Source organism: Rhodopseudomonas sp. G2_2311 (genome assembly GCF_047501505.1).
Classification (GTDB): domain Bacteria; phylum Pseudomonadota; class Alphaproteobacteria; order Rhizobiales; family Xanthobacteraceae; genus Rhodopseudomonas; species Rhodopseudomonas palustris_H.
In genome coordinates, this window is sequence record NZ_JAZDRK010000012.1 from 132,229 (window position 1) to 157,926 (window position 25,698).

Consider the following 25,698-nt stretch of genomic DNA (forward strand, 5'->3'; position numbering starts at 1 on the left):
GGCCTCCGTGCGAGGCCGGCTTTTTGCTGCGCGGGGCAGCCCTTGCGGCCTCAAGAGGTTCGTCCTGCCCCGCAGAAAAATGGGGCACCGCCTTAGCGTCGCGTTAAGGCTGATGCTTCGAATTGCGCGGAGTTAACGTGACCGGCCCGCGTCCTCTGGTAGGAGTATCGGGGTTCAACGAACTTCGCGCGGCGGAACGCCGTGCATCGGGCCCGACGGCAGCCGAGGCGGTTACGCTTCCGGACCGGTCCGGCCCCAGCAACGGTGATTGATGCCGAGCCAGATCGTCACGCAGCGTGATGTGATCCGCTACACCGCGGGGCGGGTGGCGGCCGCAGCCGGGATTACGGCGATCGTCACCATCATCTTTCTGATTTCCGATCTCGGCACCGATTGGCACGCGACCGTGGAGGTCGGCGCTGTGGTGAAGGCGTCGCTGGTGGTGGCGCTCAGCGTGTCGACCACGCTGTCGGGCGCGATGGCGTATCGGTCGGCCCGTCTGATGCGGCAACTGACCTCGACCCGCGCCGAACTGATGCGGATGTCGCGCACTGATCCTCTGACCGGTCTCCTCAACCGGCGCGGTTTCGATGAGGCGGCGGCGACCCAGCTCGCGCAGGCCAATTTCGCCGGGCAGCCGGTGGTGGCGATGATGTGCGACCTCGACCGCTTCAAGGCGATCAACGACCATTACGGCCACAACATCGGCGACCGCGTGCTCGCCGAGGTCGGCGACATTCTGCGCGACTTCGCCGCGCCGCGTGGCATGCTGATCGCTCGCCACGGCGGCGAGGAATTTGCCGGCCTGATGGTCGGCGTCAGCGACGAGCAGGCCAACGATTACGCGCTCGAGCTGTGCCGGCTGTGCGCCACCGCTGTGGCATGCGACGGCCGGCTGGTTGCGGTGACGATGAGCTTTGGCCTCGCGGCCTATCGCGGCAGTGAACTGTCGGCGCTGATGCGGCGCGCGGACCTCGCGCTGTATCGCGCCAAGGATCTCGGCCGCAACTGTGTGGTGCTGCTCGACGACGGCGACGCCTTGCCGATGGCGCCCGCCGAAGCGTCAGGCGGGGTGCGAGAAGCCGAGATAGCTCGCGACCACCGCCTCGTTGCGGGCAACCTCTGAGGCCGGCCCGTCGAGCACGAACTCGCCGAGCTCCATCACATAGGCGCGGTCGGCGATCGCCAGCGCGGCCTTGGCGTTCTGCTCCACCAGCAGCACCGAAACCCCGGCTTCGCGAAGTTCGCCGACGATGCGGAAGATGTCCGCCACGATGATCGGCGCGAGACCGAGGCTCGGCTCGTCGAGCATCAACAGCTTCGGCGCCCCCATCAGCGCGCGGCCCATCGCCAGCATCTGCTGCTCACCGCCGCTCAATGTGCCGGCGAGCTGCTTGCGTCGCTCCTTCAGCCGCGGAAACAGGCCATAGACCCGCTCCTGCGATTGCGCGGCGATGCTCTTGGCGATGCGGAAGGCGCCGAGTTCGAGATTGTCCTCCACCGTCATGGTGGCGAACAGCTCGCGATGCTCGGGCACCAGCGACAGCCCGGCGGCGACGCGGTCCTCGATGTCGAGCCGCGCGACGTCGATGCCGTCGAAAGTGACGCGGCCCTTCAGCGGCAGCACGCCCATCGCGGCGCTGAGCAGGGTGGTCTTGCCGGCGCCGTTGGCGCCGACCACGGTGACGATCTCGCGTGTCCGCACCTCAAGCGACACGTTCCGCACCGCCTCGACCTTGCCGTAGGACACCGAGACGCCGGACACCGAAAGCAGGGCGGTCATGCCAGCGCTCCGAGATAGGCTTTGATCACGTCCGGATTGGTCTTGATCGCGTCGGGCGTGCCTTCGGCGATCCTTGTGCCGAAGTCGAGCACGACGATGCGGTCGGCGAGGTCCATCACGAAGCCCATGTCGTGCTCGACCAGCAGCACCGACATGCCGCTGTCCTTGAGCTGACGCAGCAGCGCGGCGAGCCGCTGCTTTTCCATGTGGCGGAGGCCAGCCGCCGGCTCGTCGAGCAGCAGCAGTTCCGGATCGGCGCACAGCGCACGCGCGATCTCGACGATGCGCTGCTGGCCGAGCGAGAGCGAACCCGCCAGCTGATCAATCTCCGCGCCGAGTCCGACGCGCTCGATTTGCCGCGCAGCTTCAGCGAGCAGCTTGGCCTCGTCGCCGCGATCGAACCTCAGCATGCTGGTGATCGCGCCGGAGCGGCCCCGCAGGTGCGCGCCGATCGCGACGTTCTCCAGCACGGTCATGTCCGGCACCAGCTTGACGTGCTGGAAGGTGCGGGCGATGCCGAGCTTCACGACTTCCTGTGGTGGGGTGTTGTCGACCGGCTTGCCGTGTACTTCGATCCGGCCGCCGGTGGTGGTGAGGATGCCGGTGATCAGGTTGAAGGTAGTCGACTTGCCGGCGCCGTTGGGGCCGATCAGCGCCACGATCTCGGCAGCGTTGACGTCGAACGACACGTCGTTGACCGCAACCACGCCGCCGAACTGCTTTCGCGCGCGCTCGACCTTCAGCAGCGGCGCGGTCGTGGAGCCGCCGACCCGTTCACGCGCGGGCAGGCCGCCGGCCTTGCCTGTGACGGCGCGCCGGAATTTGACCGGCACCAGATTGGCGAGCCACGGCCACACCCCGCCGGGCGCAAGCTGCAGCAGCACCACCAGGAGGATGCCGAACACGATGATCTCGAGCTGGCCCTGGCCGCCGAACAACAGCGGCAGATAGCCCTGCAGCACTTCCTTCAGGATGATGACGATCGCGGCGCCGAGCACGCCGCCCCAGACATAGCCTGCGCCGCCGACCACGGCGATGAACAGATATTCGATGCCGGCCTGCGGCCCGAATGGCGTCGGGTTCACGTTGCGCTGGAAGTGGGCGTACAGCCAGCCCGACAGGCCCGCCAGCACCGCCGCATAGATGAACACCAGGAGCTTGGCGCGCGCGGTCTGCACGCCGAAGGCTTCGGCAGCGACATGGCCGCGGCGCAGCGCGCGGATGGCGCGGCCGGTGCGGCTGTCGAGCAGGTTCATCGTCAGCACCGCGCTGATCAGTACCATCGCCCAGATCACGAAATAGATCGTATGCGGATCGTACATGTCGATCGGGCCGATCGACAGGGGCGGCACCCTTGAGATGCCGTCGTTGCGGCCGAGGAAGTCGAGCTTGCTGAACAGGTAGTACAGCGCGATGCCCCAGGCGATGGTGCCGAGCGGCAGATAGTGGCCGGACAGCCGCACTGTCATCAGCCCGAGCAGCACCGCGGCGATGCCGGCGACTGCAAGCGAAGCCGGCAGCGCCAGCCATGGCGACAGGCCATAAACCGTGGTGATGTAGGCGGTGGTGTAGGCGCCGAAGCCGCAGAATGCGGCCTGGCCGAACGAGGTGAGCCCGCCGACGCCGGTGAGCAGCACCAGGCCCATCGCCACCAGCGCGGCGAGGCCGATATTGTCGAGCAGCACGATCCAGAACGGCGGAATGCCCGGGATCAGCGGCAGTGCCGTCATCACGGCGGCGAACAGGAGAATTGGCAACCAACGCGGCATCACGCTTAGTCCTTCTCTTCTTCGACCGCGGGGGCGGCGAGCGAGCGCAGCACCAGCACCGGCAGGATCAGCGTGAAGACGATGACCTCCTTGTAGTTCGAGGCATAGAACGAGGAGAACGACTCGACGATACCGACCACGATCGCGGCGATGGCGGTGAGCGGATAGCTGACCAGTCCGCCGATGATCGCGGCGACGAAGCCCTTGAGGCCGATCAGGAAGCCGGTGTCGTAATAGAGTGTGGTGATCGGTACGATCAGGATGCCGGAGATCGCGCCGATTACCGAGGCGAGCAGGAACGCGATCTGGCCGGAGAGCGAGGTACGGATGCCGACCAGCCGCGCGCCGAGCCGGTTGACCGCGGTGGCGCGCAGCGCCTTGCCGTAGCGGGTGTAGCCGAAGAACAGCCACAGCGCCGCCATCAGCGCCAGGGTGATGCCGTACACCGCGAGGCTCTGGCCGGTGAAGATCAGCGGGCCTGCGCTCAGCGTCACGTCCGACAGCGGTGGGCCGCGCAGACCTTCGGCGCCGAAGAAGACGAGGCCGAAGCCTTGCAGTGCCAGATGGCAGCCGACCGAGGCGATCAGCAGCACCAGCACCGAAGTGTGGGCCAGCGGCTGGAAGGCGATGCGATACAGAAACAGCCCGATCGCGGCGACGATCAGCAGCGACAGCGCGATGTTGACGGCGACGCCGGGCTTATGCGCCGGCAGCCACGTCGCCAGCGCCAACACGACTGCCGGGAAGGCGATGTAAATCAGCGCCGCGCGCGCCACCTTGGCGAGATGCAGCGATTTGCGGGCGCTGAACAGCTCGAAGGCGAACGCGACCAGCCCCATCACCAGCGCCAGTTGCGCGGTGCCGGGGACGCCGCCGGCCGACAGCGTCGCGTAGGTGAGAGCTCCGAATGTGATGAATTCGCCCTGGGGAATCAGGATCACCCGGGTGACGGCAAAGACCAGCACCAGCGCCAGCCCGAGCAGTGCGTAGATCGCGCCGTTGGTGATACCGTCCTGAACCAGGAACAGCAGAATCGTGGTGTTCACGCGAACGTCCCCTCCCGCGAAGGCACGTCGTTGCGCGCCTCCATCCGCCGGCAGTTGAATTCTGCGCAGGCTATTTGATATGGTGCATAACAATTATCGATTATAAGCTCAAGGCCCCGCGAGGCGTTCGCGGGGACCTTAGCGAACAGGATCACGAGCCCGGCGATGCCCGCATCGAAAACCGCCGCCGTCGCCAAGCCGGCACGAGGCGCGCGCAAGGAGCCGCCGGTCGAGAGTGCCGCAGAGGCCTCCGAGCTGATGATGGGCGAACTGTCGGAGCTGCTTGGCTACGCGCTAAAGCGTGCGCAGCTCCGTGTGTTCGAAGACTTCCTGCATTGTGTCGCCCCGGTGCAGCTCACACCGGCGCAGTTCTCGGTGCTGCTGCTGCTCGATGCCAATCCCGGCCGCAATCAGACCGAGATCGCCACCACGCTCGGCATCCTGCGGCCGAATTTCGTGGCGATGCTCGATGCTCTGGAAAGCCGCGGTCTGTGCGTCCGCACCCGATCGCCGAGCGATCGCCGCTCGCACATCCTGATGCTCACCGACAAGGGCCGCGCCACGCTGGCGCGCGCCAAGAAGTTGGTGGCGACCCGTCACGAAGATCGCCTGACCGAACTGCTCGGCCGCGACAATCGCGACGCTTTGCTGTCGATGCTCGCGACCATCGCGCGCGAATTCTGAAACGCGCCGGCGGTCAGCTCTTTTTGAAGCAACGTTTGTCGTTCCCCGGGCAGGGGTCGACCTCCTGCACCGAGGCGGTGATCGAGTTGAGCTCGATCGCCGCGCGCTTTCGCTTTGCCACCAGGAAGCGGTCGACGAAGGCGACCGAGGTCGCTTTCAAGGTCACGACGGCTTCGGCGCGTTCGGCGCGCGCGATGAAGTCGTCGGCCTCCTCAGGGGTCAGCGAGCGGCAGAACCGCACGACCGCCGCGGCCGGTGACACGTAGCGGGTGAATGGTCCGGCCGCTTGCTTCTTGGCGGCCGGCTTCGCCGCAGAGGTTTTCTTGGCCTTCGACTTCGCGGGTGTGGTCGCCATCATCGTCCCCCTTGATCATTGGGCAGGGTACAGTTGCAGCTCACGACGCTTCATCTGATCGATTGCGATCACGGCGAGGACTTCGGACGGCGTGCCGCCGCCGGTCACGCGGTCGCCGACATACAGGGTTTGTGATCCGCCGCCAGTCTTGCGCACCGCAGCGGTCGGAGCGCCGCCGGCGCGCGGTGCGGTGAACAGATAGGTCCGCATTGTGGCGAGATCGGCGGCCTCGTTACCCGCAAGTGCTAGCGCAATCGCGACCTGATGCACGTCGCTGCGTTTGGCGCTGGCGGTCAATTGCGCGTCGGCAAGATCGAACGCGGTGGTGACGCGCGTGAATACCACGCTCGGCGTGGCGCTGGCGTTCAGCGTGGTGGTGAACACCAGCTTGTCGGTCATCGCCGGCACTGCGCCGTTGTTGCTGCCGGCGAGGTTGCCGAACAGCGTCAGCTCGATAAAATCCTTGACCAGCTTCTCGACGCCGATACGGCCGGTGATCGGATAGACGTAGTTCGCCGCGACGATCTGCCCGTTGCAGTAGCTGCCGCGCGAGGGATCGTTCAGTGTCTTGAGCAGATATTCGAAAGTGTCGGTCACCGTGAAGGTACGCTGGTTGCTGCGCTTGCGCAGCGCGCCGGCGCCGACATTCAGCCTGAACACGTGCTCGGGCAGCACCCGCAATAGGTTAGCCTGCGAGGTCAGGTCGTTGTCTTCGGTGATGTTGAGATCGAAATTATACGCGACGCCGGTCCGGTAGAACGTCCGGATCAGCGTCCGGACCTTGTCATAGGCGCGGCCGGGAAACAGCTCGGGGCCAAATTGGCTGGTCGCTTCGCGGTTCTGGGCATAGGTGGCGCTGAGCTGCTGGGCGATCGGATCGCCGCTCTGGGCGAGCTTGTCGACCCACGCGATCACCACGGTCTGGACCGCATCGCGGGTTTCGCAGCGGATGCGTTTGACGATATCGGGCGTGTCGACGCCGGAGAAATCCTCCGGCAGCGGGTGAATCGCGCACCCGGTCAGCACCAGTAATAAAATGGCAGCCGAACCGATGCTCTTCCACATCGCGTGCCTCGGGCAATCACTCGAACAACGACAAACGGCAAACCGAAATACGCGCCGACTATACGCCGGCGCTGTGCCGTGTCTGTTGTTTCGGTGCAACTATGAGGCGAAGTCACCCGGGCGATAGCGTTACGGGAGTACTTCCCGGCGTTCGGCGAGACGGGCGTCGAGGGCGGCGCGCTTGTCGGACAGCAGGCCATTATCGGCGGCTTCGATCACCTCGTACAGCTCACGGGCGTCGGCGAGCCGGGTGACGGTGACGTAGTCGGCGCCCGCCTGATACATCGCGTCGACATCGGCCAGCAGATCGGCGGTGGCGACGATCTGCGCGTTGGGATTGAGCGCGCGGACGTGGCGCACCAGCCGTTCGTTGGTGGCGCCCTTCAGCAGCGAGTCCGGCACGCTGAGAATGATGATCTCGGCCTTGGCGACGCCGGCGTGCAGGAGCGTGTCGACATTGCTGATGTCGCCGTAGATCACGTGCATGCCGCGCTCGGTGAGGGTGCGGTACACCATCGGGTTGAAGTCGATCACGCTGATCTGCTTGAGCAGCTCTGGCGTATGCTGCTCGATCTCGCTGACCAGCGCACTGGCGGCGCGGAAGAAGCCGAGGATGACGATGCGATGCACCGCGCCGTGGCCGGCCTCTGCGGCGGCTTCGGCGCCGCTCTGCTGCTGGCCGAGATCGCGGAAGCCGAATTTGGTCAGTGTCCCGATCGCGCGGCGGGTGATCGGATCGCTGCGCATGATCACGAAGGTCGACAGCACCGCCAGGAGCACGAAGGCGAACGACGCCGCGCTCGCGGTCTGGGTGCCGATATGGCCGGCGGCGACGCCGGTCTGGATCACCACCAGTGAGAATTCGCTGATCTGTGCCAGGTTCAGCGCCGGCAGCAGGCTGGCGCGCAGGCCTTGCTTCATCAGATACAGCGGCAGGAAGGTGGTGAGCAGCCGGCTTGCCAGCGTGAACACCGCAATTGCCAGCGCCAGCCCGATCACGGAGCCGTTCGGGATCGGAATCGTCATGCCGAGCGCGACGAAGAACAGGGTGATGAAGAAGTCCCGCAGCGTCGTCACCTTGGCGGTGACGTCGAGCGCGTAGGGGAAGGTCGACAGCGACACGCCGGCGACCAGCGCACCCATCTCGCGCGACAGATGCAGCCGCTCGGCGATTTCGCCGATCAGGAAGCACCACGCCAATGCGCCGAGCAGCACCAGTTCGGGCGTGCGCGCGATGCGGTGAAACAGCCAGGGCAGCACGTAGCGCGACAGCGCCAGCGCAGTCGCGACCAGCGCGACGACCCGCGCGATCGACAGCAGCAGCACCGAGATCTGCAGGTCGGCGAGACTTGGCTGCACCGCCAGGAACAGGATCGCGAAGATGTCCTGCAGCACTAGGATGCCGAGCGTGATGCGGCCGGGCAGGGTGTCGAGCTCGCGCTTCTCGTACAGCACCTTGACGATGATTACGGTCGACGACAGCGCGCACGCCACCGTCAGGTACAGCGCGTCGAAATGGCCGCCGCCGAGGCTGAGCCCGATGCCGACGAAGAAGGCGAGGCCGAGCAGCACGCCGCCGGCGATCTGTCCGCCGGCCGCGACCAGGATCACCGGACCGGCTCGGATGATCTTCTTCAGATCGATCTCGAGACCGATCATGAACAGCATGAAGATCAGCCCGAGCTCGGAGATCACCGAGATCGAGTTCTCGGATTTCACCCAGCCAAGGCCGAATGGACCGATGACGAAACCGCCGATAAGGTAGGCGAGGATCAGCGGCTGACGGAAAAAATGCGCCGCCAAGCCGAGCAGCCAGGCGAACAGGATGCTCAGCGTGATATCGCCAATCAGTTCGTGCATGCACCTTCCGCCGTGGAATGCCTTGGCGCGAACACTAAAGGGACAGCCATGCTGAGACAACGCATCGGGAGCCGGGCTCGCGGAACGAGACGCCATCGCTCCGGCGCGCTCGTGATTCTCTGCCTGACATGCCTGATTCTGTCGGCTGGCGCACCGGCTTTGGCTCAATCACCGGCCCCGCGCGACATCGCCAAGACGTTCGCGGGCTCGCTGACCGCGCTGCCGACCGAGCCCTTGACCGTCGGCGGCTCGATCTATGTGCCGGCCTATTCCAGCGTCTGGATCAACCAGGGCGGGGCGCGGGCGGATTTTTCGGTGACGCTGAGCATTCACAACGCCTCCGAGACCAAGCCGCTGGTGATTAAGCGGATCGCCTATTACGACGGCGCCGGTAAAATGGTGGAGAGTCATCTCAAGGAGCCGGTGGCGCTGAAGCCGTTCGCCACCATCGAGGCGTTCGTCGCGACGCTCGACACCCGCGGCGGAACCGGCGCCAATTTCGTGATCGACTGGGCCGCGGCCGGCGAGATCGCCGAGCCGGTTACCGAAGCGCTGATGATCGGGACCTTCGCCAACGGCCATTACGCGTTCATCTCGCAGGGCCGGCCGATCCGCACCACCTCCGGCCGCTGAGCCGGGACTGCTACGGGCTAGGCCACGCGCTATCTCTGACCGGTAGCCCTGCACCCGGATGCTTCTCTTTATACCGCCTACGCGCTAGGTTCCCGGCTATCGCGGCAACCAGGGCACGGCGGCATGGACAAATCCGAGACGGACGATCTGCGCGCTCGTGGACCGGCCTTGCGATCGCGGTGCTGCTGCTCGGGCTGCCGCTGGCGGTGTGGCTCGATCTCACCAACCTTGCCGATGCAGCGCTGCGCCGGCAGGCGTCCGATCTGAATTCGGTGATCAAGAGCGTCCGTCACTACTACGCCGCCAACGTGGTCGGGCGCATCCTGTCCCATCCCGGGCAGGTGCAGGTGATCCACGACTACGAAAATGTGCCCGGCGCGATTCCGATCCCGGCCACGCTGTCGCTTGAGCTCGGCAAGGTGATCGGCGAGCAGCAGAGCAACATCACCTATCGGTTCGTCTCGGATTATCCGTTCGCCAATCGCGCCCCGCATCAGCTCGACGCCTTCGAGCGGGATGCGCTGGCGGCGCTGCGCAAGGACTCGAGCGACAACATCGTGTCGGCCTCTGCTGGATTGTTCAGCGACAGCGTCCGGCTGGTGTCGCCGGTGACGATGGCGCCGGCCTGCGTCGCCTGCCACAACAGCCATCCTGAAAGCCCGAAGCGCGATTGGAAGGTCGGCGACGTCCGCGGCATCCAGGAGGTGATGATCACCCAGCCGATCGCCGCCAATCTGTTCTCGTTCAAGTTCTTGCTAGCGTACTTCGTGCTGGCTGCGGTGTGCGGCGTGTCGTTCCTGACAATGCAGCGCCGGCAGTCGCAGAAGATCCTGGCGATGAACCACGAGCTGGAGACCAACAACGACTTTCTGGCTTCGTTGTCGATGAAGATCTCGCGCTACATCCCGCCGCAGATCTACAAGAGCATCTTTTCCGGCCAGAAGGACGTCGTCATCCACACCGAGCGCAAGAAGCTGACGATCTTCTTCTCCGACATCCAGAATTTCACCGCCACCACCGAGCGGCTGCAGCCGGAGCTGATCACCCAGCTGCTCAACGAGTACTTCACCGAGATGTCGGAGATCGCGCATCGCTACGGCGGCACGATCGACAAGTTCATCGGCGATGCGATGCTGATCTTCTTTGGTGATCCGGAGACCAAGGGCGACCGCGCCGACGCGCAGGCCTGCGTGCGGATGGCGTGGGCGATGCAGCGCCGGCTGTCGGAGCTCAACGCCAAATGGCGCGCGGCCGGGATCGAGCAGCCGTTCCGGTCGCGGATCGGGATCAATTCCGGCTATTGCAACGTCGGGAATTTCGGCAGCACCGACCGGATAGATTACACCATCATCGGTGCCGAGGCGAACCTTGCCGCGCGGCTGCAGTCGATCGCCGAGCCTGGCGGAATCGTGGTGTCGTACGAAACCTATGCGCTGGTCAGCGACATCATCGACGCCCGGGCGCTGCCGTCGATCACCATGAAGGGCATCAGCCGCGAGGTGGTGCCATACGCCATCGATCATCTCCGCGATGGCAGCGAGGCCGCGGCGGTGGTGATCGAGAAGATGCCGGGCTTCGACTTCCACCTCGACACTGCAGCCGTCGCCGCAAACGATAGTGAGCGCGTCCGCTCAGTGCTACTCCAGGCGCTGTCCTCGCTCGACCGCCGTCAGCCGAAGGCGGCGGAGTAGCAGGCTCAATCAACGGTCATCGCCGGGCTCGACCCGGCGATCCATCTTCCCGAAGGCGCAGGCTTTCACCGCGCCGGAGCGGTTACGGCCCCGCAGGCGGGACAAGCCCGCGCATGGCGGCGATTGTTGGCGCGCGGCCTCTCGTGCGTCATTGCGAGGAGCGAAGCGACGAAGCAATCCAGGAGCTCAGGATACGGAGCTTCTGGATTGCTTCGCTTCGCTCGCAATGACGGATAAGGGATGAACTAAACCAGGATCACCCGGATATCGTTGACGTTGGTGAGTGTCGGGCCGGTGATCAGCAGGTCGCCGGTCTGCGCGAAGAACCTGGTGGCGTCGTTGTCGGCCAGATAGGCGGCGGGGTCGAGCCGCCGCGCGGCGATCTGCGCGAAGGTCGCCGCGTCGATCAGGGCGCCGGCGGGATCGTCGGCGTTGCCGGCGCCGCCGTCGGCGCCGTCGGTGTCGGCCGCGAGTGCGGCGATGTCGGGCAGGTCGGACAGCTGCTGCGCCAGCGCCAGCGCGTATTCCTGGTTGGGGCCGCCGCGGCCCTGGCCGCGCACCGTCACCGTCAATTCGCCGCCGGACAGGATCGCCAGTTTGCGCCCCGCAGCCCGAGCTTCGCGCGCGAGCCGGGTGTGCGCGGCGGCAACCTCGCGGGCTTCGCCTTCGAGATCGGCGCCGAGATCGGCGACCTCATAGCCGGCGTCGCGCGCAACTTGGATGGCCGCATCGAGCGACTGTCGCGGTCGCGCGATGATCTCGAACCGCGCGCGCGCGAACGCGGCATCGCCGGCCTTGACGCTCTCGTTCCGCTGATCGTTCAGCGCGGCGGCGACCGCGGGATCGAGCTGCAGATCATAACGGGCCACCAGCGCGCGGGCATCGGCCAGCGTGGTCGGATCCGGCACCGTCGGGCCCGACGCGATCGCGGACGGCTCGTCGCGCGGTACGTCCGAGATCGCCAGCGTCACGATCTGCCCGGCGTGCCGCCCGGCGCGGGCGAGGCGGCCGCCTTTGATCCGCGACAGATGTTTGCGCACCGTGTTGACCTCGCCGATCGGTGCGCCGGAGCGCAGCAGCGCCCGGGTCGCCTGCTGCTTCTGCGCCAGCGTCACGCCCTCGGTCGGCGCGATCCAATTGGCCGAGCCGCCGCCGGATAGCAGCACGAGCAACAGATCGTCCGGCGTCGCGGTCGCGGCGAGGGCGAGGTTGGCTTCGGCGCCGCGCACGCCGGCGGCATCGGGCATCGGATGGCCGGCTTCGATCACCTCGATGACTCGCGTCGGAACACGGTGGCCATGGCGCGTGGTGGCGATGCCGACCAGCCGCGACGGTTCCAGACCCAACGTGTCGAGATAGTGTCGCTCGGCCGCGGCGGCCATCGCAGCGGCGCCTTTGCCGGCCGCGAGACAGATGATCCGTCCGCGCGGTGCCGGCGGCAGCGCGGCAGCGAGAATGCGGTCGGGATGCGCGGCGGCAACGGCCGCATCGAAGATGGCACGGAGCAGGGGGCGACGATCGGTCATGCCGCCAGTTGTGGCAGGCGCACTGCGGGGCGGCAAGACGGCGCGCGCGATGAATGAAAAAGCCCTCCGCGGTGATCGCGGAGGGCTGGTTCGTCGAGGCGAAGAGGAGAGCGAACTAGCCGCCGCTGGGCGCAGCGACTTCGCCTTCGATCACGTCGCCGAACAGCTTCCAGTTCTCGCCTTCGAACCGCATCATCTGCAGCTGCTCGATCGGCGCGAAGTCGGTCGGCGAGGTGTTGAGCGTCACGCCCGGCAGCAGGCCGCCGAGCTGCACGCCCTTCAGGTTCGCCGCCTGCTTCATCACGTTCTCACGGCTGAGGTCGTCGCCGCACTGCTTGATCAGCACCGCAACGGTCTCGGCGATGTTGTAGCCGGTGGTGAACGAGGAGTCGGCGCGGCTGGCGTCCGGCGCGTACTTGGCCATGAACTCGTAATACGCCTTCATGCCCGGGTCGTTTTCCCACTGCTTGTCGGTGGCGTCCTTGGCGTAGGCGGCCGAGACGATGCCCTGCGCGTTTTCGAAGCCGGCCGGCTTCATCACGCTGCCGGTCGAGGCCGACACGTTCGGCACGATCATCATTGGCTTCCAGGCCAGCTCGGCGACCTTCTTGATGGTCTGCGCGGCGAACTTCGGCGTCGCGAAGATCACCAGCACGTCCGGATTGGCGGCCTTGATTTTGACGATGTGGGAGTCGACGGTCGGCTCGGTCAGCTCGTAGCTGTCCTCGATCACGACCTGCGACGCCTTGGCGCCGAGACCGTCCTTGAGGCCCTTCAGGTAGTCCTTGCCGAAGTCGTCGCCCTGATACAGCACGGCGATCTTGGCGTCCGGTTTCTCCTTCATGATGTACTTGGCGTAGATCCGGCCTTCGCTCTGGTAGCTCGGCAGCCAGCCCATCGTCCACGGGAAGTGCTTCGGATCGTTCCACTTGGTGGCGCCCGACGCCAGGAACAGATGCGGCACCTTCTTGGCGTTCAGATACTTCTGGATCGCGGTGTTCGACGGCGTGCCGAGCGGCGAGAACATGAACAGCACTTCGTCGCTCTCGACCAGCTTGCGGGTCTGCTCGACGGCCTTCGGCGGCGAATAGGCGTCGTCATAGGACACGTAGACGATCTTGCGGCCGTTGATGCCGCCCTTGTCGTTGATCATCTTGAAGTAGGCTTCCTGCGCCCGGCCGACGCTGCCATAGGCCGAGGCGGGGCCGGAATACGGCACGATGTTGCCGATCTTGACTTCGGTGTCGCTCGCGCCGGGGCCGTATTTCTTTTGCGCCAGTGCTTGACCGCCGGTGGCGGACAGCAGCGCGACGGCCGCGACGGCGGCGATGGAACGGGACAGGGCAGACATCGGATTCCTCGCGTGTTGTTGTTGGTCTTGCCGCATGCGCTGCATTGCAGTGCAACAGTGCAGCGGAGCGTTAGCCGGTTCGGCCGCCGCGCTCAACCCGCGGAAATTGCGACGGTTACCAAATTTCCCGCCCATTCCGTCGAATGGAAATAGATCCGTCCGCTGCGCCGAAATGTCGCGCAGGCAGGGAAGGTTGCGTGCGGTGGCGCGCGGTAGGGGCGTGGTCGAAAGGCGACTACGCTGCGTGCGCCTTCTTCAGGTGCGCGGCGACGAGTTTCAAATCGTCGACGAAGCGGGCGTACTCGCGTTCCTTGGCTTCGGCGTCGGGCAGGCGCAGCAGATAGGACGGATGCACCGTCACCAGCACCTGCGGGCCGTCGTCGCGGTCGATCAGGTGTCCGCGATTGGCGTTGATCGGGGTGATCTTGCCGAGCACGCTCTGCGCCGCGGTCGCGCCCATCGCCACCACCAGCAGCGGCTGCACCGCGGCGAGTTCGCGTTCGTACCATTGCCGGCACGCCTTGATCTCCGGTGTGTTCGGCTTCTGGTGCAGCCGGATCTTGCCGCGCGGCACGAATTTGAAGTGCTTCACCGCGTTGGTCACATAGGTCTTGCTGCGGTCGACGCCGGCTTCCGCCAGCGCGCGATCGAGCATCTGCCCGGCCGGGCCGACGAACGGCTTGCCGGCGAGGTCTTCCTTGTCGCCGGGCTGCTCGCCGACCAGCATCACGGTGGCGTGCTGCGGACCTTCGCCGAACACGGTCTGGGTGGCGTCCTTCCACAGGTCGCAGGCGCGGCAGTCTTTCGCTTCCTCGCGCAGATGCGCCAGCGTGTCGGCCTTCGACTTGGTTCTCGTCATCGGCGGCTCCTGTCGCTGCGGCTTCCTCGGCGCGGTCGCCTCGGCCGCGACCATTGCGTGCGCCTTGCGCTCGGCGTGTTCGATCAGCGGTTTGATCAGCGCCGCTTCGGGCAGATTGCGCCAATACTTCTTCGGCATCTCGGCCTGCATCGCCTTGGTCTTCAGCCGCGCCGGATTGAAGATGCTGGCGTAGTAGGTGAGCCAGGTTTCTTCGAGGCGATCCTCCGACGGTGCCATCGCCTTGGTGACGCCGGGCGTGATCGCAATCGCGTGGCCATCCCAATGCGCGCAGACGTCGGGCGTCAGGATCGACCATTCCATGTCGGCGAAGCGCCGCGCGAAGAATGGCGCAGCGAGCTCGACGATATGGTGCTCGGGCTCGAACCACGCGACATAGCGTGACTTCGGTTCGCGGCCGATCTCGCGGAACCGGACGAAGGCGTGCATCTTGTGCTCGTCGCGCCGCACCGCCTTGGCCATTCCCTGCAGCCGCGCCACGTCGGGATCGGTCGCCACCTGCATCAATTCGGGATTGGCGCGCAGCCGCCATAGCAGCTGATACAGATACGCAAAGCGCTGCGGATCGCGGTGCAAGATTGCAGTCTGTGCCAACTCGACGAAGCGGGCGGGGACGTTGAACGTCTGCACGGGTAAGAGGGCGGCAGTGTCGTCGGACCGCGAGCCCGGCTGCGTAAATGCCGCCGGCGCTTCAGCAAACGATCCCGTGCTAGGCGCCAGCCCCGGCGCGTCGAACAACTCCGGCTCGTCGCCGGCTACGGTCCACGTGATATCCGCCGGTGCCACGTCCGCCAGCACCAGCTCCCGCGCCGCCTTGCGCCAGCCGCCAAAATCGGTGTCGCTGTCGAGCTGGATGCGGTGCATGTGCCTTTGGTTGCCCCAGACTGTTAGTTAATTCCTACGCGCGTGCTACGTGGCACTATCCTCATCCTGAGGAGCCGCAGCGAAGCCCGAAGGGTTTCGTCGTGGCGTCTCAAAGGATGGCCCCAGGGTGTGACTTCATCCTTCGAGACGGCTGCTGCGCAGCCTCCTCAGGATGAGGTCGCGCTTGTAGCTAATCACCCATCCCCGTCATTGCGAGCGAAGCGACGAAGCAATCCAGCTCAGTGCAAAGTGCTGGATTGCTTCGTCGCTTCGCTCCTCGCAATGACGACACCCTCAAAACCCAAATCCCAGTTGCTGCGCCTTCGGCCGAAACCGTTCCGCCAGCCGCGCGGCGTCGAGCATAGTGCTCGGCGGGCGGTGGTCGGGAAGAACGATGAACGGCAGCGCCTTGTTCCTTGGGATGTGGAGTTTGGCGAGGTCCGAGCTGCGGATCGTGCAGTGGCGGCGGGTATCGATGATGCGGTCGACCGCCTTGCGGCCGAAGCCGGGAATGCGCAGCAATTCCTCGCGGCTGGCGCGATTGACGTCGAGTGGGAAGCGCTCGCGGTGGCGCAGCGCCCAGGCCAGCTTCGGATCCATCTCCAGCGACAGCATCCCGGCGGCGGGATCGATGATTTCGCCGGCGTCGAAGCCGTAGAACCGCATCAGCCAGTCGGCTTGGTACAGCCGATGTTCGCGCACCAGGGGCGGCGCCTGTAGCGGCAGCGCCCGGCTGGAATCCGGGATCGGGCTGAACGCCGAGTAGTACACCCGCTTCAGATTGTACGAGCCGTAGAGGTTGGCGCTGGTGTTGAGGATGGTCTGGTCGGTGGCGCTGTCGGCGCCGACGATCATCTGCGTGCTCTGGCCGGCCGGTGCGAAGCGCGGCGGCTTGGCGCGGGTGGGGGTCTTCCGCGCCGCGGCCTTGGCCTCGGTCGCTTCATCCAGCTTCAGCCGCAGCCGCCCCATGGTGCGGCGGATGGCGCGGACGTTCTTCTCCGGCGCCAATTGAGCGAGGCTGTTCTCCTCCGGCATCTCGATATTGATGCTGAGCCGGTCCGCATAACGGCCGGCCTTGGCGATCAGCGCGTCGTCGGCTTCCGGGATCGTCTTCAGATGAATGTAGCCGCGGAAGTGATGCTCCTCCCGGAGGCGTCGCGCCACTTCGACGATCTGCTCCATCGTATAGTCGGCGCTGCGGATGATGCCCGAGGACAGAAACAGCCCCTCGATGTAGTTGCGGCGATAGAAGTCGAGCGTGAGCTGCACCACCTCACCCACGGTGAAGCGGGCGCGCGGCACGTTCGACGACGCCCGGTTGACGCAATACAGGCAGTCATAGGCGCAGGCGTTGGTGAGCAGCACCTTGAGCAGCGAGATGCAGCGCCCGTCCGGCGCATAAGAATGGCAGATGCCCATGCCGGGTGCGGTCGAGCCGAGACCCTTGCCGCCCTGGCTGTCGCGTTTCTCCGTCCCGCTGGAGGCGCAGGAGGCGTCGTATTTCGCCGCGTCCGCCAGGATGGCCAGCTTGCGCTGCACGTCCATGCTTGGAATCTCCTTGATTCATCTCGCGAAAAAAATTGCCGCAAGACCTCGGTGCGATCCCGATTGACTCCGCCCGGGAGCAGGGATTTATTAGAACATATCATGAACAAATGAGCCGGCAACGGGTTCATCGAATCCGAAAATGGCAACGGAAAAAGGAGCGGCGCATGGATAGCGCCCGCCTCGGTATGCTTGCGCGCCTGCAGGGCGAAATCGACCGGCTCGAAAGCGGGGCGGCGGAGACGTTGCGCCGCGTGCCGCTCGGCCATGACGATGTGGATGCGGTGCTGCATGGCGGCCTGATGCAGGGCGCGCTGCACGAAGTGTTCTGCGATGGCCGTCACGCCTCTGCTGCAACCGGCTTTATCGCCGGCGTGGCGCAGCTGCTCGCCGAGGCGCGCTATCTGTTGTGGATCCGCCAGGATTTTTCCGCGCGCGAGAACGGCGAACTGGCGATGGAGGGGCTGGCCGAACTCGGCTTCGACCCGCGCCGCCTGGTGATGGTGCGCGCCCATGATGCCGACAGCGCGCTCCGCGCCGCTGCCGATGCGCTGGCCTGCAACGGGCTCGGCGCGGTGATCACCGAACTGTGGGGCGAGACCCGCGCGTTCGATTCCGTCGCCTCGCGAAAACTGACGCTGGCGGCGCAGCAGTCCGGCGTCACCGCGCTGATGCTGCGGATCGCCGCTGCGCCGCAGGCCTCCACGGCAGAGACCCGCTGGGTGATCCGCGCGGCGCCTTCGCCGCCGATCGAAGGCTGGGGCGCCCCGGTGCTCGACACCTCCCTTGTTCGCAATCGTCGCGGCCAGACCGGCCGCTGGATCATGGAATGGAATTGTGATGCGTGCCGTTTCCGTGAACCGCAGGCGTATCCTCGGTCTTTGGCTGCCGAGGCTTTCGACCGATCGGGTCGAACGGGCCTCGCTGCAGGCGAGCACCGGCTCGCCGGCTGATGCTGCGCCTCCGCCGCCGCGGGTCGTCGCCGCCAAGCGCGACAACGCGCTGGTGGTTGTCGCGTGCGATGCGCGCGCCAGCCGCGGCGGCGTGATGCCCGGCATGCCGCTCGCCACCGTGCGGGCGATGCATCCGGCGGTCGATGTCATCGACCACGACCCGCATGCCGATGCGGCGCTGCTGAATGCGATCGCCGACTGGTGCGATCGCTTCACGCCGCTGGTGGCGCTCGACGGTGCCGATGGGCTGCTGCTCGACATCACCGGTTGCGCGCATCTGTTCGGCGACGAGGCCAAGCTGCTGAACACACTGACCGCGGCGCTGACGCGGCAGGGCTTTGCGGTCAGCGCCGCGATCGCCGGCACCGCGGTGGCGGCGAGGGCGCTGACCCGCGGCGGCTCCGGCCTGATCGTCGCCCCGGGCGAAGAGGTGCGCGCGGTGGCGCCGCTGCCGGTAGCGGCGCTGGGCGTCGATGACGCGATCGTCCGCGGCCTGCGCCGCGCCGGGTTCAAGACCGTCGGCGAGGTGCTGGCGCGGCAGCCGACCGAACTCGCCGCAAGGTTCGGCGAAGGCTTCGTCGCGGTGCTGCGCCAGGCGACCGGCGAAGACGACGCGCCAATCTCGCCGCGGCGGCCGGCACCGGACTACGTGGTCGACAAGAATTTTCCCGAACCGGTTGCCACCACCGAGGTCATTCTGCCGACACTGCTGGCGCTGGCGCGGCTGCTGATCGCTGCGATGGAGCGGAGCGGCAAAGGCGCGCGCCAGCTCACCGCGAGCTTCTTCCGCAGCGATGGTGCGGTGCGCAGCATCAGCGTCGAAACCGGACAGCCGGTGACGCGGGTCGAGGTGGTGCAGCGGCTGTTTGCCGAGAAGCTCGACGCGCTCGCCGATCCGCTCGATCCCGGGTTCGGTTACGATCTGATCCGGCTCGCCGCCAGCGTCAGCGTGTCTGTCGCCGAGGCGCAGCGCGGTTTCGACACCACCGCGCATCAGGCCGAGGATGTCGCCTTGCTGGCCGATACGCTGGCGGCGCGGCTCGGGGCGCGGCGGGTGGTGCGCTATCTGCCGCAGGATACGCACATCCCGGAACGCGCGGCGCTGGCCGTGCCGGTGCAGCATTGTCCGCCGCACGCCGGCGATGCGCCGTGGCCGGCGCGCGCCGACGAGCCGCCGCTGCGCCCACTTCGGTTGCTCCAGCCGCCCGAGCCGATCGACGTGATGGCCGGCACGCCGGACGATCCGCCGGCGAAATTCACCTGGCGCCGCGTCCTTCATCGCGTCATCCGTGCCGAGGGCCCGGAGCGCATCGCCATGGAATGGTGGCGTGCCGCCGAGCCCGGCCTGACCCGCGATTACTTCCGGATCGAAGACGAAGCCGGCGCGCGGTTCTGGGTGTATCGCGACGGCCTCTACAATGTCGAAGTGACGCCCCAGCCCGACGGCACCGGCCAGCCGCGCTGGTACATGCATGGATTGTTTGCGTGAGGAGCGGGCGAGGCGAGTGCGTATGCGTCCAGCCTCTCCCGTCATTGCGAGAGCGAAGCGACGAAGCAATCCAGCGCCGTGCACTGAGCTGGATTGCTTCGCTTCGCTCGCAATGACGAATCTAACGACTGAATTTTGAATCGAGACGCCCATGAGCGTGCCGCGCTACGCCGAGATCGGCGTCACCACCAATTTCTCGTTCCTCGAAGGCGGCTCGCATCCGCAGGACTATGTCCATGAAGCGAGCCGGCTCAGGCTCGACGCCATCGGGATCGCCGACCGCAACACGCTGGCCGGCGTGGTGCGTGCCTATAGCGAGCTCGACAATAAAGACCTCGTCCATAAACCGAAGCTGCTGATCGGCGCGCGGCTGTGCTTTGTCGACGGCACGCCGGACATTCTCGCCTATCCGACCGACCGCGCCGCCTACGGCCGCCTCTGCCGCCTGCTCAGCACCGGCAAGCTCCGCGCCGAGAAGGGCGAGTGCCATCTGACGTTTGGGGATTTGGAGGAATTCATCCACGAGCCTGCGAGGTCCACCCCTCAGCCTTCCGCCTCTATCCATCAGTTTCCAACACCGTCATGGCCGGGCTCGTCCCGGCCATCCACGTCTTTAAGCAAGGCCGTGCTGGTGTCCGTGGATGCCCGGGTCAAGCCCGGGCATGACGGTGGGAAACGTATGGCCAGTAACTCTCAGATCCTGCTGGTGATGATGCCATCCTATCGCTTCCAGACGAAGACGATCGCCACCGCGTTGGAGCGTCTCGCCGCGCTCAACGCCGGTGCCGTCTGGCTCGCCCTCGCACCGTATTATCGCGGCGACGATAAGCGGCGGCTTGATCGGCTGCGGCGGATCGCGGCCGCAACGAAAGTTCCATGCATCGCCACCAACGATGTGCTTTATCACCACCCGCGGCGGCGGGCGCTGCAGGATGTGCTGACCTGCGTACGCGAGAAAACCACGATTGATAAAGCCGGTCGCCGGCTGGAAGCCAATGCCGAGCGGCATCTCAAGCCCGCCGCCGAGATGGCGCGGCTGTTTCGCCATGATCCCGATGCCATCGCCGAGACGCTGCGCTTCGCCGAGCGGATCGATTTCTCGCTCGATCAGCTCAAATATCAATATCCCGACGAGCCGGTGCCGCCGGGCAAGACCGCGCAGCGTCATCTCGAGGATCTGACCTGGTCCGGCGCCCACAAATGCTTCCCGGTGCGGATTCCGCCGCGTACCAAGAAGGTGCTGCACAAGGAGCTGCGGCTGATCCGCAAGCTGCGCTACGCGCACTACTTCCTCACGGTGCACGACATCGTGCAGTTCGCGCGGTCGCAGAACATCCTGTGCCAGGGCCGCGGCTCGGCGGCGAATTCGGCGGTGTGCTACGTGCTCGGCGTCACCGCGGTGAACCCGGCCGAGACCGATCTGTTGTTCGAACGCTTCATTTCCAAGGAGCGGCTGGAGCCGCCGGATATCGACGTCGATTTCGAACACGTCCGGCGCGAGGAGGTGATGCAATATGTGTATCGCCGCTACGGCCGCCACCGCGCTGCGATCGTCGCCACCGTCATTCACTATCGGCCGCGCTCGGCGATCCGCGACGTCGGCAAGGCGCTGGGGCTGACCGAGGACGTCACCGCCGCGCTGGCCGATACGGTGTGGGGCAGCTGGGGCAAGGGCCTCAACGACATGCAGGTCAGGCAGGCCGGGCTTGATCCGGCCAATCCGATGATCGCGCTCGCGGTCGAGCTCGCCACCGAGCTGATCGAATTTCCGCGGCATCTGTCGCAGCACGTCGGCGGTTACGTGCTGACCCAGGATCGGCTGGATAGCTACGTGCCGGTCGGCAACGCCGCGATGGCGGATCGCACCTTCATCGAGTGGGACAAGGACGATATCGACACCCTGAAGATGATGAAGGTCGACGTGCTGGCGCTCGGCATGCTGACCTGCATCCGCAAATGTTTCGACCTGATCGACGCGCACAAGCGCGAGCGCTGGACGCTTGCCAGCATTCCGCGAAAGGTGCCGGAAGTCTACGACATGCTGTGCCGCGGCGAGTCGCTCGGCGTGTTCCAGGTCGAAAGCCGCGCGCAGATGAACATGCTGCCGCGGCTGAAGCCGCGTATATTCTACGATCTCGTGATCGAAGTCGCGATCGTGCGGCCGGGCCCGATTCAGGGCGACATGGTGCATCCCTATCTGCGGCGGCGAAATAATCAGGAGAAAGTCTCCTATCCGTCGCCATCGCCGCAGCACGGCGACAAGGACGAACTCCGCAAGGTGCTGCACAAGACACTCGGCGTGCCGCTGTTTCAGGAGCAGGCAATGCGCATCGCCATCGAGGCGGCGAAGTTCACGCCCGAACAGGCCAACGGCCTGCGCCGCGCGATGGCGACGTTTCGCAATGTTGGCACCATCGGCAAGTTCGAGTCGATGATGGTCGAGAACATGGCGGCGCGCGGCTACGAGCGCGCATTCGCGCAAAACTGTTTCGAGCAGATCAAGGGGTTCGGCTCTTACGGCTTTCCCGAAAGCCACGCCGCCAGTTTCGCCCAATTGGTCTACGCGTCGTCATGGCTCAAGCACGTTCATCCCGACGCGTTCTGCTGTGCGCTCTTGAATTCGCAGCCGATGGGATTCTACGCGCCGGCGCAGATCGTCGGCGATGCGCGCGCCAACAAGGTCGAGGTGCGGCCGGTCGATGTGTCGTTCAGCGAGGGGCAGTGCACGCTCGAAGAACTCACCCGCAAGTATCACGCGGTGCGGCTCGGCTTCCGCATGATCGACGGCTTCCGCTGGGCCGATCCGGACGAGGAGCGGGTGCGGCGCGACGCCGGCGAAGCGCCGAGCGACGACTGGGCGGCGCGGATCGTCGCAGCGCGGGCGAGGGGGGCGTTCACGTCGCTCGAACAATTCGCCCGCATCACCGCGTTGCCGAAGCGCGCGCTGATCCTGCTCGCTGACGCCGACGCGTTCCGCTCGCTCGGGCTCGATCGTCGCGCCGCGCTGTGGGCGGTGCGGCGGCTGCCCGACGATGTGCCGCTGCCGTTGTTCGAAGCCGCGCACGCCCGCGAGCAGGACGATGAACGCGCCGCGCCGCTGCCGGCGATGCCGATGGCCGAGCACGTCGTTGCCGATTATCAGACGGTGCGGCTGTCGCTGAAGGGGCATCCGATGGAATTCCTGCGCGCGCTGTTCGCGGCCGAGCGGGTGGTGACGTGTAGCGAGGTGTCGCAGTCCGATCAGCGCGCCAGCGGCCGCTGGCTGCGCTGCGCCGGCGTCGTGCTGGTGCGGCAGCGGCCGGGCAGCGCCAATGGTGTGATCTTCATGACCATCGAGGACGAGACCGGCATCGCCAACATCGTGGTGTGGCCGGCCATCATGGAGAAGTTTCGCAAAGAGGTGATGGGCGCACGGCTGGTGCTGGTCGAGGGCAAGGTCCAGGCGAGCCCCGAAGGCGTGGTGCATCTCGTCGCCGAGCGCCTGATCGACCGCAGCCATGAGATGGGCCGCCTCGCCGAAGGCCTGGTCCGCCCGGCACTGCCGGACGGCACCGACCTCTACGAGCAACTGACCTCCGAAAAGCGCGGCTACGAAGCCCTCAACGGCGACCGCCGCGACACGCCCGACGCCCCCGCCCAACGCCATCGCCACCCCCGCGACGTCCGCATCCTGCCGCCGTCACGGGATTTTCATTGAAGGGGTGTGATGCCGCTTATGACCCGGAGCGGACAAGCGATTTGGCTGATCTTTTCACCTAAACTCAAAGCGAGGAATGAGCTCTTCTTTCACTTTGAGAAATGGAAAATTCTCTTTCAATTTTGCTTCTAGCTCAGCCTCATATTCCCATGGTTGCGTTATCACACACCAGTTAAGCAAAAAGTCTTCGCCGTCTTTGGCCATGATCAACCCAACGCAACAGTTCAGATGTTGATCGTATTTGTGTCCCAATGTGAAATTGAGTAGCCCTCGTTCCATAAGCTCAACAGCATTTTCCTCCGCCATCAATTTGGGGTCTACCGGCACGAAGACAAACCCAACCGACAGCTCTTTCCATGCAAAGCGTGTGGGAGCCCGGAATTCCTGCTTTTGCAATGCATCGATGCAGTAGTTAATTCGGGTTTTGGCCGCCTTCCAGCCTGAGCGCGGAAGTCGTCCGAACTGGCGCAATATTTCATAGTAATCGTCAGGCTTATTTTGCCTCTCCACCTTACGGTAAATGTTCTGCAAGATCATCGAAATATCGAATTCGGAAGCGTTCTGTTTAAGCGCCACAAGAAATTTGTGAGATTCCTCCGACGGCAACGTATTCTCGTCGCCCGAAAGGTATTGCCCCATAATCAATGCCTCTGGAGCCGCGAACTTAGCGTCGCTTTCGAGCAGTCTTTGCCTGTAGCCAAAATAGTCCCGTATATCTGCCGGAACACGCAACGTTCGACATATCTCCAGATAGTCGCGAGCATCAATCACGTGGATGAACCCGCCCGTCTGACTTACATGGTGTCGAGTTGATCTAGCGATATCAGGAACGATCTTGCCAGGGAGGAAGACGACAATCTTGGTCTTCGTTCGAATTTGATCGCCGCGAAGATCGAAGCTATGGCCATGCCCATTGGTAACGGTGATGGCAGGGTGTTCTTCAAGAAATTTGAGCGTGCCACGTACCTGCTTTGTCGCCTTCCCTAGGACCTTGGCTTGAAACCAACGCGTCTCGGAAGCATCATCCTCTACGTGCTCGGTGGATCGCTCTTTCAACTGCAGTATTGTTACGTCATCTGCCATCCAAACGATGTTGTCGGCCAGTTCGAGCTCCGTGCCACCCGCCCCCGGTTTGAATGTATTCTTCGAGAAAGTGAATTCCTTAAAGAACGCGAGCGCGTTGAGTTCGCTTACAAATTCCTCCAGCGTCATGACGACACTCCTAGATTTCGTTGACGGGCCGGACATCGCAGTAGCTTCGCCAGGCAGCTTCGTCAAAAGATCCAGTTCACAGGCTCGCGCCGCTAATGTCGGCTCCTGGCCCAAAGCGGTCTTGGCCAGGGCGATCAGCTGACGGACTTCTCGTGTATCGCTCTCGGGAGCCCGTGCGGCCGTCATACGAACCGTCGCTAGCACGCCTCAGGGGAGGTCTATTTCGCTGGCGGAAACACGTCGGGGTTCGGAGGGGTTCGCGGAAGCGGCCGGACAGCGGTCGGCGGTATTTGATGCGTCTTTCTGCACTGGCTTCGAAAGTCGTTGATCGCGCCGAGTCCGACATTGACGCTGTCGCCGTCACTGATCGTCTTACCGATCGCAAGGCGCACTGAGCCCGTCTTCTCGAAATCGTCGAGCCACTTGCTGTCAACCGGAACGGTGAAAGCATACGACCAGCCATCAGCATCGCCGAATTCAAGCTTCGCAAGTGCCGACTTGGTCCGTCCGTCCGACAGCGCGACCGTGGGATATTCACCGCTGGTCAGCAGCGCCGCGAATGCGGAGCGTTGCTCATCCGTCATCGCCACCGAGACGGCGACGTTTCCAGATTTCACGACGCATGTGAACGCGAAGCGGCCGACGGCGTCCGTCGCGTCGGAAGATGCCTGGACGAGAGATGATCGACCCTCGGACGTCGAAGTCCGCCAGCGAAGATCACCCTGCTGTGCTCTCGTCTCTTCGCAAACGGCAGCCGAAGCGAGTGTTAGCAACAAGGCTGCGCTCAATACTGGCTTGATCCAAGATGTCGTGCTCATCCAGGCGACTCCACGATTGCCGCATCGCAATCGTACAACAGCGGACGCAATAGGAGAATTGGCCTTCTGGCTCTCTCGACATGGTCGGATTTCAGATCCGCTCTCGCGCACCAAGATTCCGTAGCCCTGCGCCCTGACAAAATCCTGGTTCGACTACCCGTCCTGTCCAACGAGGGGCGTATCATGAGGCGTCTTGGTGGGGGCAGATCGGTCGGCTGGGTGACCAGCCGGGCGACTTTGGCGGAGCCGGCGTGGCTGGCGAAGCCGGAGTGACGCGATGGGTCTCGCAAGCCCGCGTCCGGGAGGCATCGGGTCTCCGTCCGAGTATACGACGGGGCTCTGCGACTTGTTAGTTCGCTGGACGCGGGACGAGCGAAGGCGGGGAAAGCCCGCCGGTGGCGCGCTGCAAGGCGACGCGCGGTTGGTCGTTCGCTGCGGCGAACGTCGCGTTCGCGACACGCCCGACGCCCCCGCCCGACG

The 25,698-nt window shown here is 65.2% G+C and carries 19 protein-coding genes; 7 read left to right on the top strand and 12 right to left on the bottom strand.

All coding sequences use genetic code 11. From position 1 onward, the window contains the following. Positions 1-271: 271 nt before the first annotated feature. Complete coding sequence (locus tag VRZ08_RS16545; RefSeq protein ID WP_414533236.1) at positions 272-1,126, top strand: GGDEF domain-containing protein; 855 nt, start codon at positions 272-274, stop codon at positions 1,124-1,126. On the opposite strand, the gene VRZ08_RS16550 is transcribed toward VRZ08_RS16545, so the two are convergent. Genes VRZ08_RS16550 through VRZ08_RS16560 form a run of 3 tightly spaced genes read right to left on the bottom strand, consistent with a single transcriptional unit; the run spans position 1,064 to position 4,598 of the window. Continuing rightward, positions 1,064-1,783: an ABC transporter ATP-binding protein gene (locus tag VRZ08_RS16550; protein ID WP_107343760.1), complete on the bottom strand. Its 720-nt coding sequence runs from the start codon at positions 1,781-1,783 to the stop codon at positions 1,064-1,066. The two genes, VRZ08_RS16545 and VRZ08_RS16550, sit on opposite strands and share 63 nt — an antisense overlap. Next, positions 1,780-3,552 (bottom strand): ABC transporter permease subunit, encoded by a 1,773-nt coding sequence (locus VRZ08_RS16555; protein ID WP_414533237.1) that lies wholly within the window; start codon positions 3,550-3,552, stop codon positions 1,780-1,782. Before VRZ08_RS16555 ends, VRZ08_RS16550 begins: the two co-directional genes overlap by 4 nt. Positions 3,553-3,557: 5 nt before the next feature. After that, entirely contained in the window at positions 3,558-4,598 is a 1,041-nt protein-coding gene (locus VRZ08_RS16560; RefSeq protein WP_414533238.1) for a branched-chain amino acid ABC transporter permease, read from the bottom strand. A 165-nt stretch (positions 4,599-4,763) separates the two neighbouring features. Here VRZ08_RS16560 and VRZ08_RS16565 point away from each other — a divergent pair, with 165 nt between their 5' ends. Continuing rightward, positions 4,764-5,282, top strand: coding sequence for a MarR family winged helix-turn-helix transcriptional regulator (locus VRZ08_RS16565; protein ID WP_107354951.1), 519 nt, complete (start codon positions 4,764-4,766; stop codon positions 5,280-5,282). Positions 5,283-5,295: 13 nt separating this feature from the next. Here VRZ08_RS16565 and VRZ08_RS16570 read toward each other — a convergent pair whose 3' ends face one another. From VRZ08_RS16570 to VRZ08_RS16580, 3 genes are all read right to left on the bottom strand, one after another. After that, a complete protein-coding gene (locus VRZ08_RS16570) occupies positions 5,296-5,637 on the bottom strand; it encodes a hypothetical protein (protein ID WP_159060658.1) in 342 nt (113 codons plus the stop codon). Positions 5,638-5,652: 15 nt separating this feature from the next. Beyond that, the gene (locus VRZ08_RS16575; RefSeq protein ID WP_414533239.1) at positions 5,653-6,702 is read right to left on the bottom strand and encodes a hypothetical protein; all 1,050 of its coding nucleotides are present in this window, start codon (positions 6,700-6,702) and stop codon (positions 5,653-5,655) included. A 129-nt stretch (positions 6,703-6,831) separates the two neighbouring features. Next, positions 6,832-8,562 (bottom strand): cation:proton antiporter, encoded by a 1,731-nt coding sequence (locus VRZ08_RS16580; RefSeq protein ID WP_164637816.1) that lies wholly within the window; start codon positions 8,560-8,562, stop codon positions 6,832-6,834. Positions 8,563-8,610: 48 nt separating this feature from the next. Between VRZ08_RS16580 and VRZ08_RS16585 the strand changes: the two genes are divergently transcribed. Together VRZ08_RS16585 and VRZ08_RS16590 are read left to right on the top strand one after the other, a co-directional pair. Next, a complete protein-coding gene (locus tag VRZ08_RS16585) occupies positions 8,611-9,195 on the top strand; it encodes a DUF3124 domain-containing protein (protein ID WP_414533240.1) in 585 nt (194 codons plus the stop codon). Positions 9,196-9,326: 131 nt separating this feature from the next. Next, positions 9,327-10,886, top strand: coding sequence for an adenylate/guanylate cyclase domain-containing protein (locus tag VRZ08_RS16590; RefSeq protein WP_414533252.1), 1,560 nt, complete (start codon positions 9,327-9,329; stop codon positions 10,884-10,886). A 245-nt stretch (positions 10,887-11,131) separates the two neighbouring features. On the opposite strand, the gene VRZ08_RS16595 is transcribed toward VRZ08_RS16590, so the two are convergent. From VRZ08_RS16595 to VRZ08_RS16610, 4 genes are all read right to left on the bottom strand, one after another. Then, positions 11,132-12,412 carry a glycerate kinase type-2 family protein gene (locus tag VRZ08_RS16595; protein ID WP_414533241.1) on the bottom strand — a complete coding sequence of 427 codons (1,281 nt, stop codon included), beginning with the start codon at positions 12,410-12,412 and terminating at the stop codon, positions 11,132-11,134. Positions 12,413-12,527: 115 nt separating this feature from the next. Further along, positions 12,528-13,763: an ABC transporter substrate-binding protein gene (locus tag VRZ08_RS16600; RefSeq protein WP_107354958.1), complete on the bottom strand. Its 1,236-nt coding sequence runs from the start codon at positions 13,761-13,763 to the stop codon at positions 12,528-12,530. 235 nt (positions 13,764-13,998) lie between these two features. Further along, positions 13,999-15,504: a UdgX family uracil-DNA binding protein gene (locus VRZ08_RS16605; RefSeq protein WP_414533242.1), complete on the bottom strand. Its 1,506-nt coding sequence runs from the start codon at positions 15,502-15,504 to the stop codon at positions 13,999-14,001. A gap of 294 nt (positions 15,505-15,798) precedes the next feature. After that, the gene (locus tag VRZ08_RS16610; RefSeq protein ID WP_414533243.1) at positions 15,799-17,049 is read right to left on the bottom strand and encodes a putative DNA modification/repair radical SAM protein; all 1,251 of its coding nucleotides are present in this window, start codon (positions 17,047-17,049) and stop codon (positions 15,799-15,801) included. Between the two features lie 167 nt (positions 17,050-17,216). Here VRZ08_RS16610 and VRZ08_RS16615 point away from each other — a divergent pair, with 167 nt between their 5' ends. The 3 genes from VRZ08_RS16615 (at position 17,217) to VRZ08_RS16625 (ending at position 23,188) form a co-directional block, all read left to right on the top strand. Continuing rightward, entirely contained in the window at positions 17,217-18,002 is a 786-nt protein-coding gene (locus tag VRZ08_RS16615; protein WP_414533253.1) for an ImuA family protein, read from the top strand. Beyond that, entirely contained in the window at positions 17,890-19,491 is a 1,602-nt protein-coding gene (locus tag VRZ08_RS16620; protein ID WP_414533244.1) for a Y-family DNA polymerase, read from the top strand. The genes VRZ08_RS16615 and VRZ08_RS16620 overlap by 113 nt, the downstream gene beginning before the upstream one ends. A gap of 151 nt (positions 19,492-19,642) precedes the next feature. Then, positions 19,643-23,188 (top strand): error-prone DNA polymerase, encoded by a 3,546-nt coding sequence (locus VRZ08_RS16625; protein WP_414533245.1) that lies wholly within the window; start codon positions 19,643-19,645, stop codon positions 23,186-23,188. A 54-nt stretch (positions 23,189-23,242) separates the two neighbouring features. Here the strand turns inward: VRZ08_RS16625 and VRZ08_RS16630 are convergent, their stop codons facing one another. Together VRZ08_RS16630 and VRZ08_RS16635 are read right to left on the bottom strand one after the other, a co-directional pair. Beyond that, positions 23,243-24,586 carry a hypothetical protein gene (locus tag VRZ08_RS16630; protein WP_414533247.1) on the bottom strand — a complete coding sequence of 448 codons (1,344 nt, stop codon included), beginning with the start codon at positions 24,584-24,586 and terminating at the stop codon, positions 23,243-23,245. A gap of 32 nt (positions 24,587-24,618) precedes the next feature. Beyond that, entirely contained in the window at positions 24,619-25,218 is a 600-nt protein-coding gene (locus tag VRZ08_RS16635; protein ID WP_414533248.1) for a hypothetical protein, read from the bottom strand. Positions 25,219-25,698 lie beyond the last annotated feature (480 nt).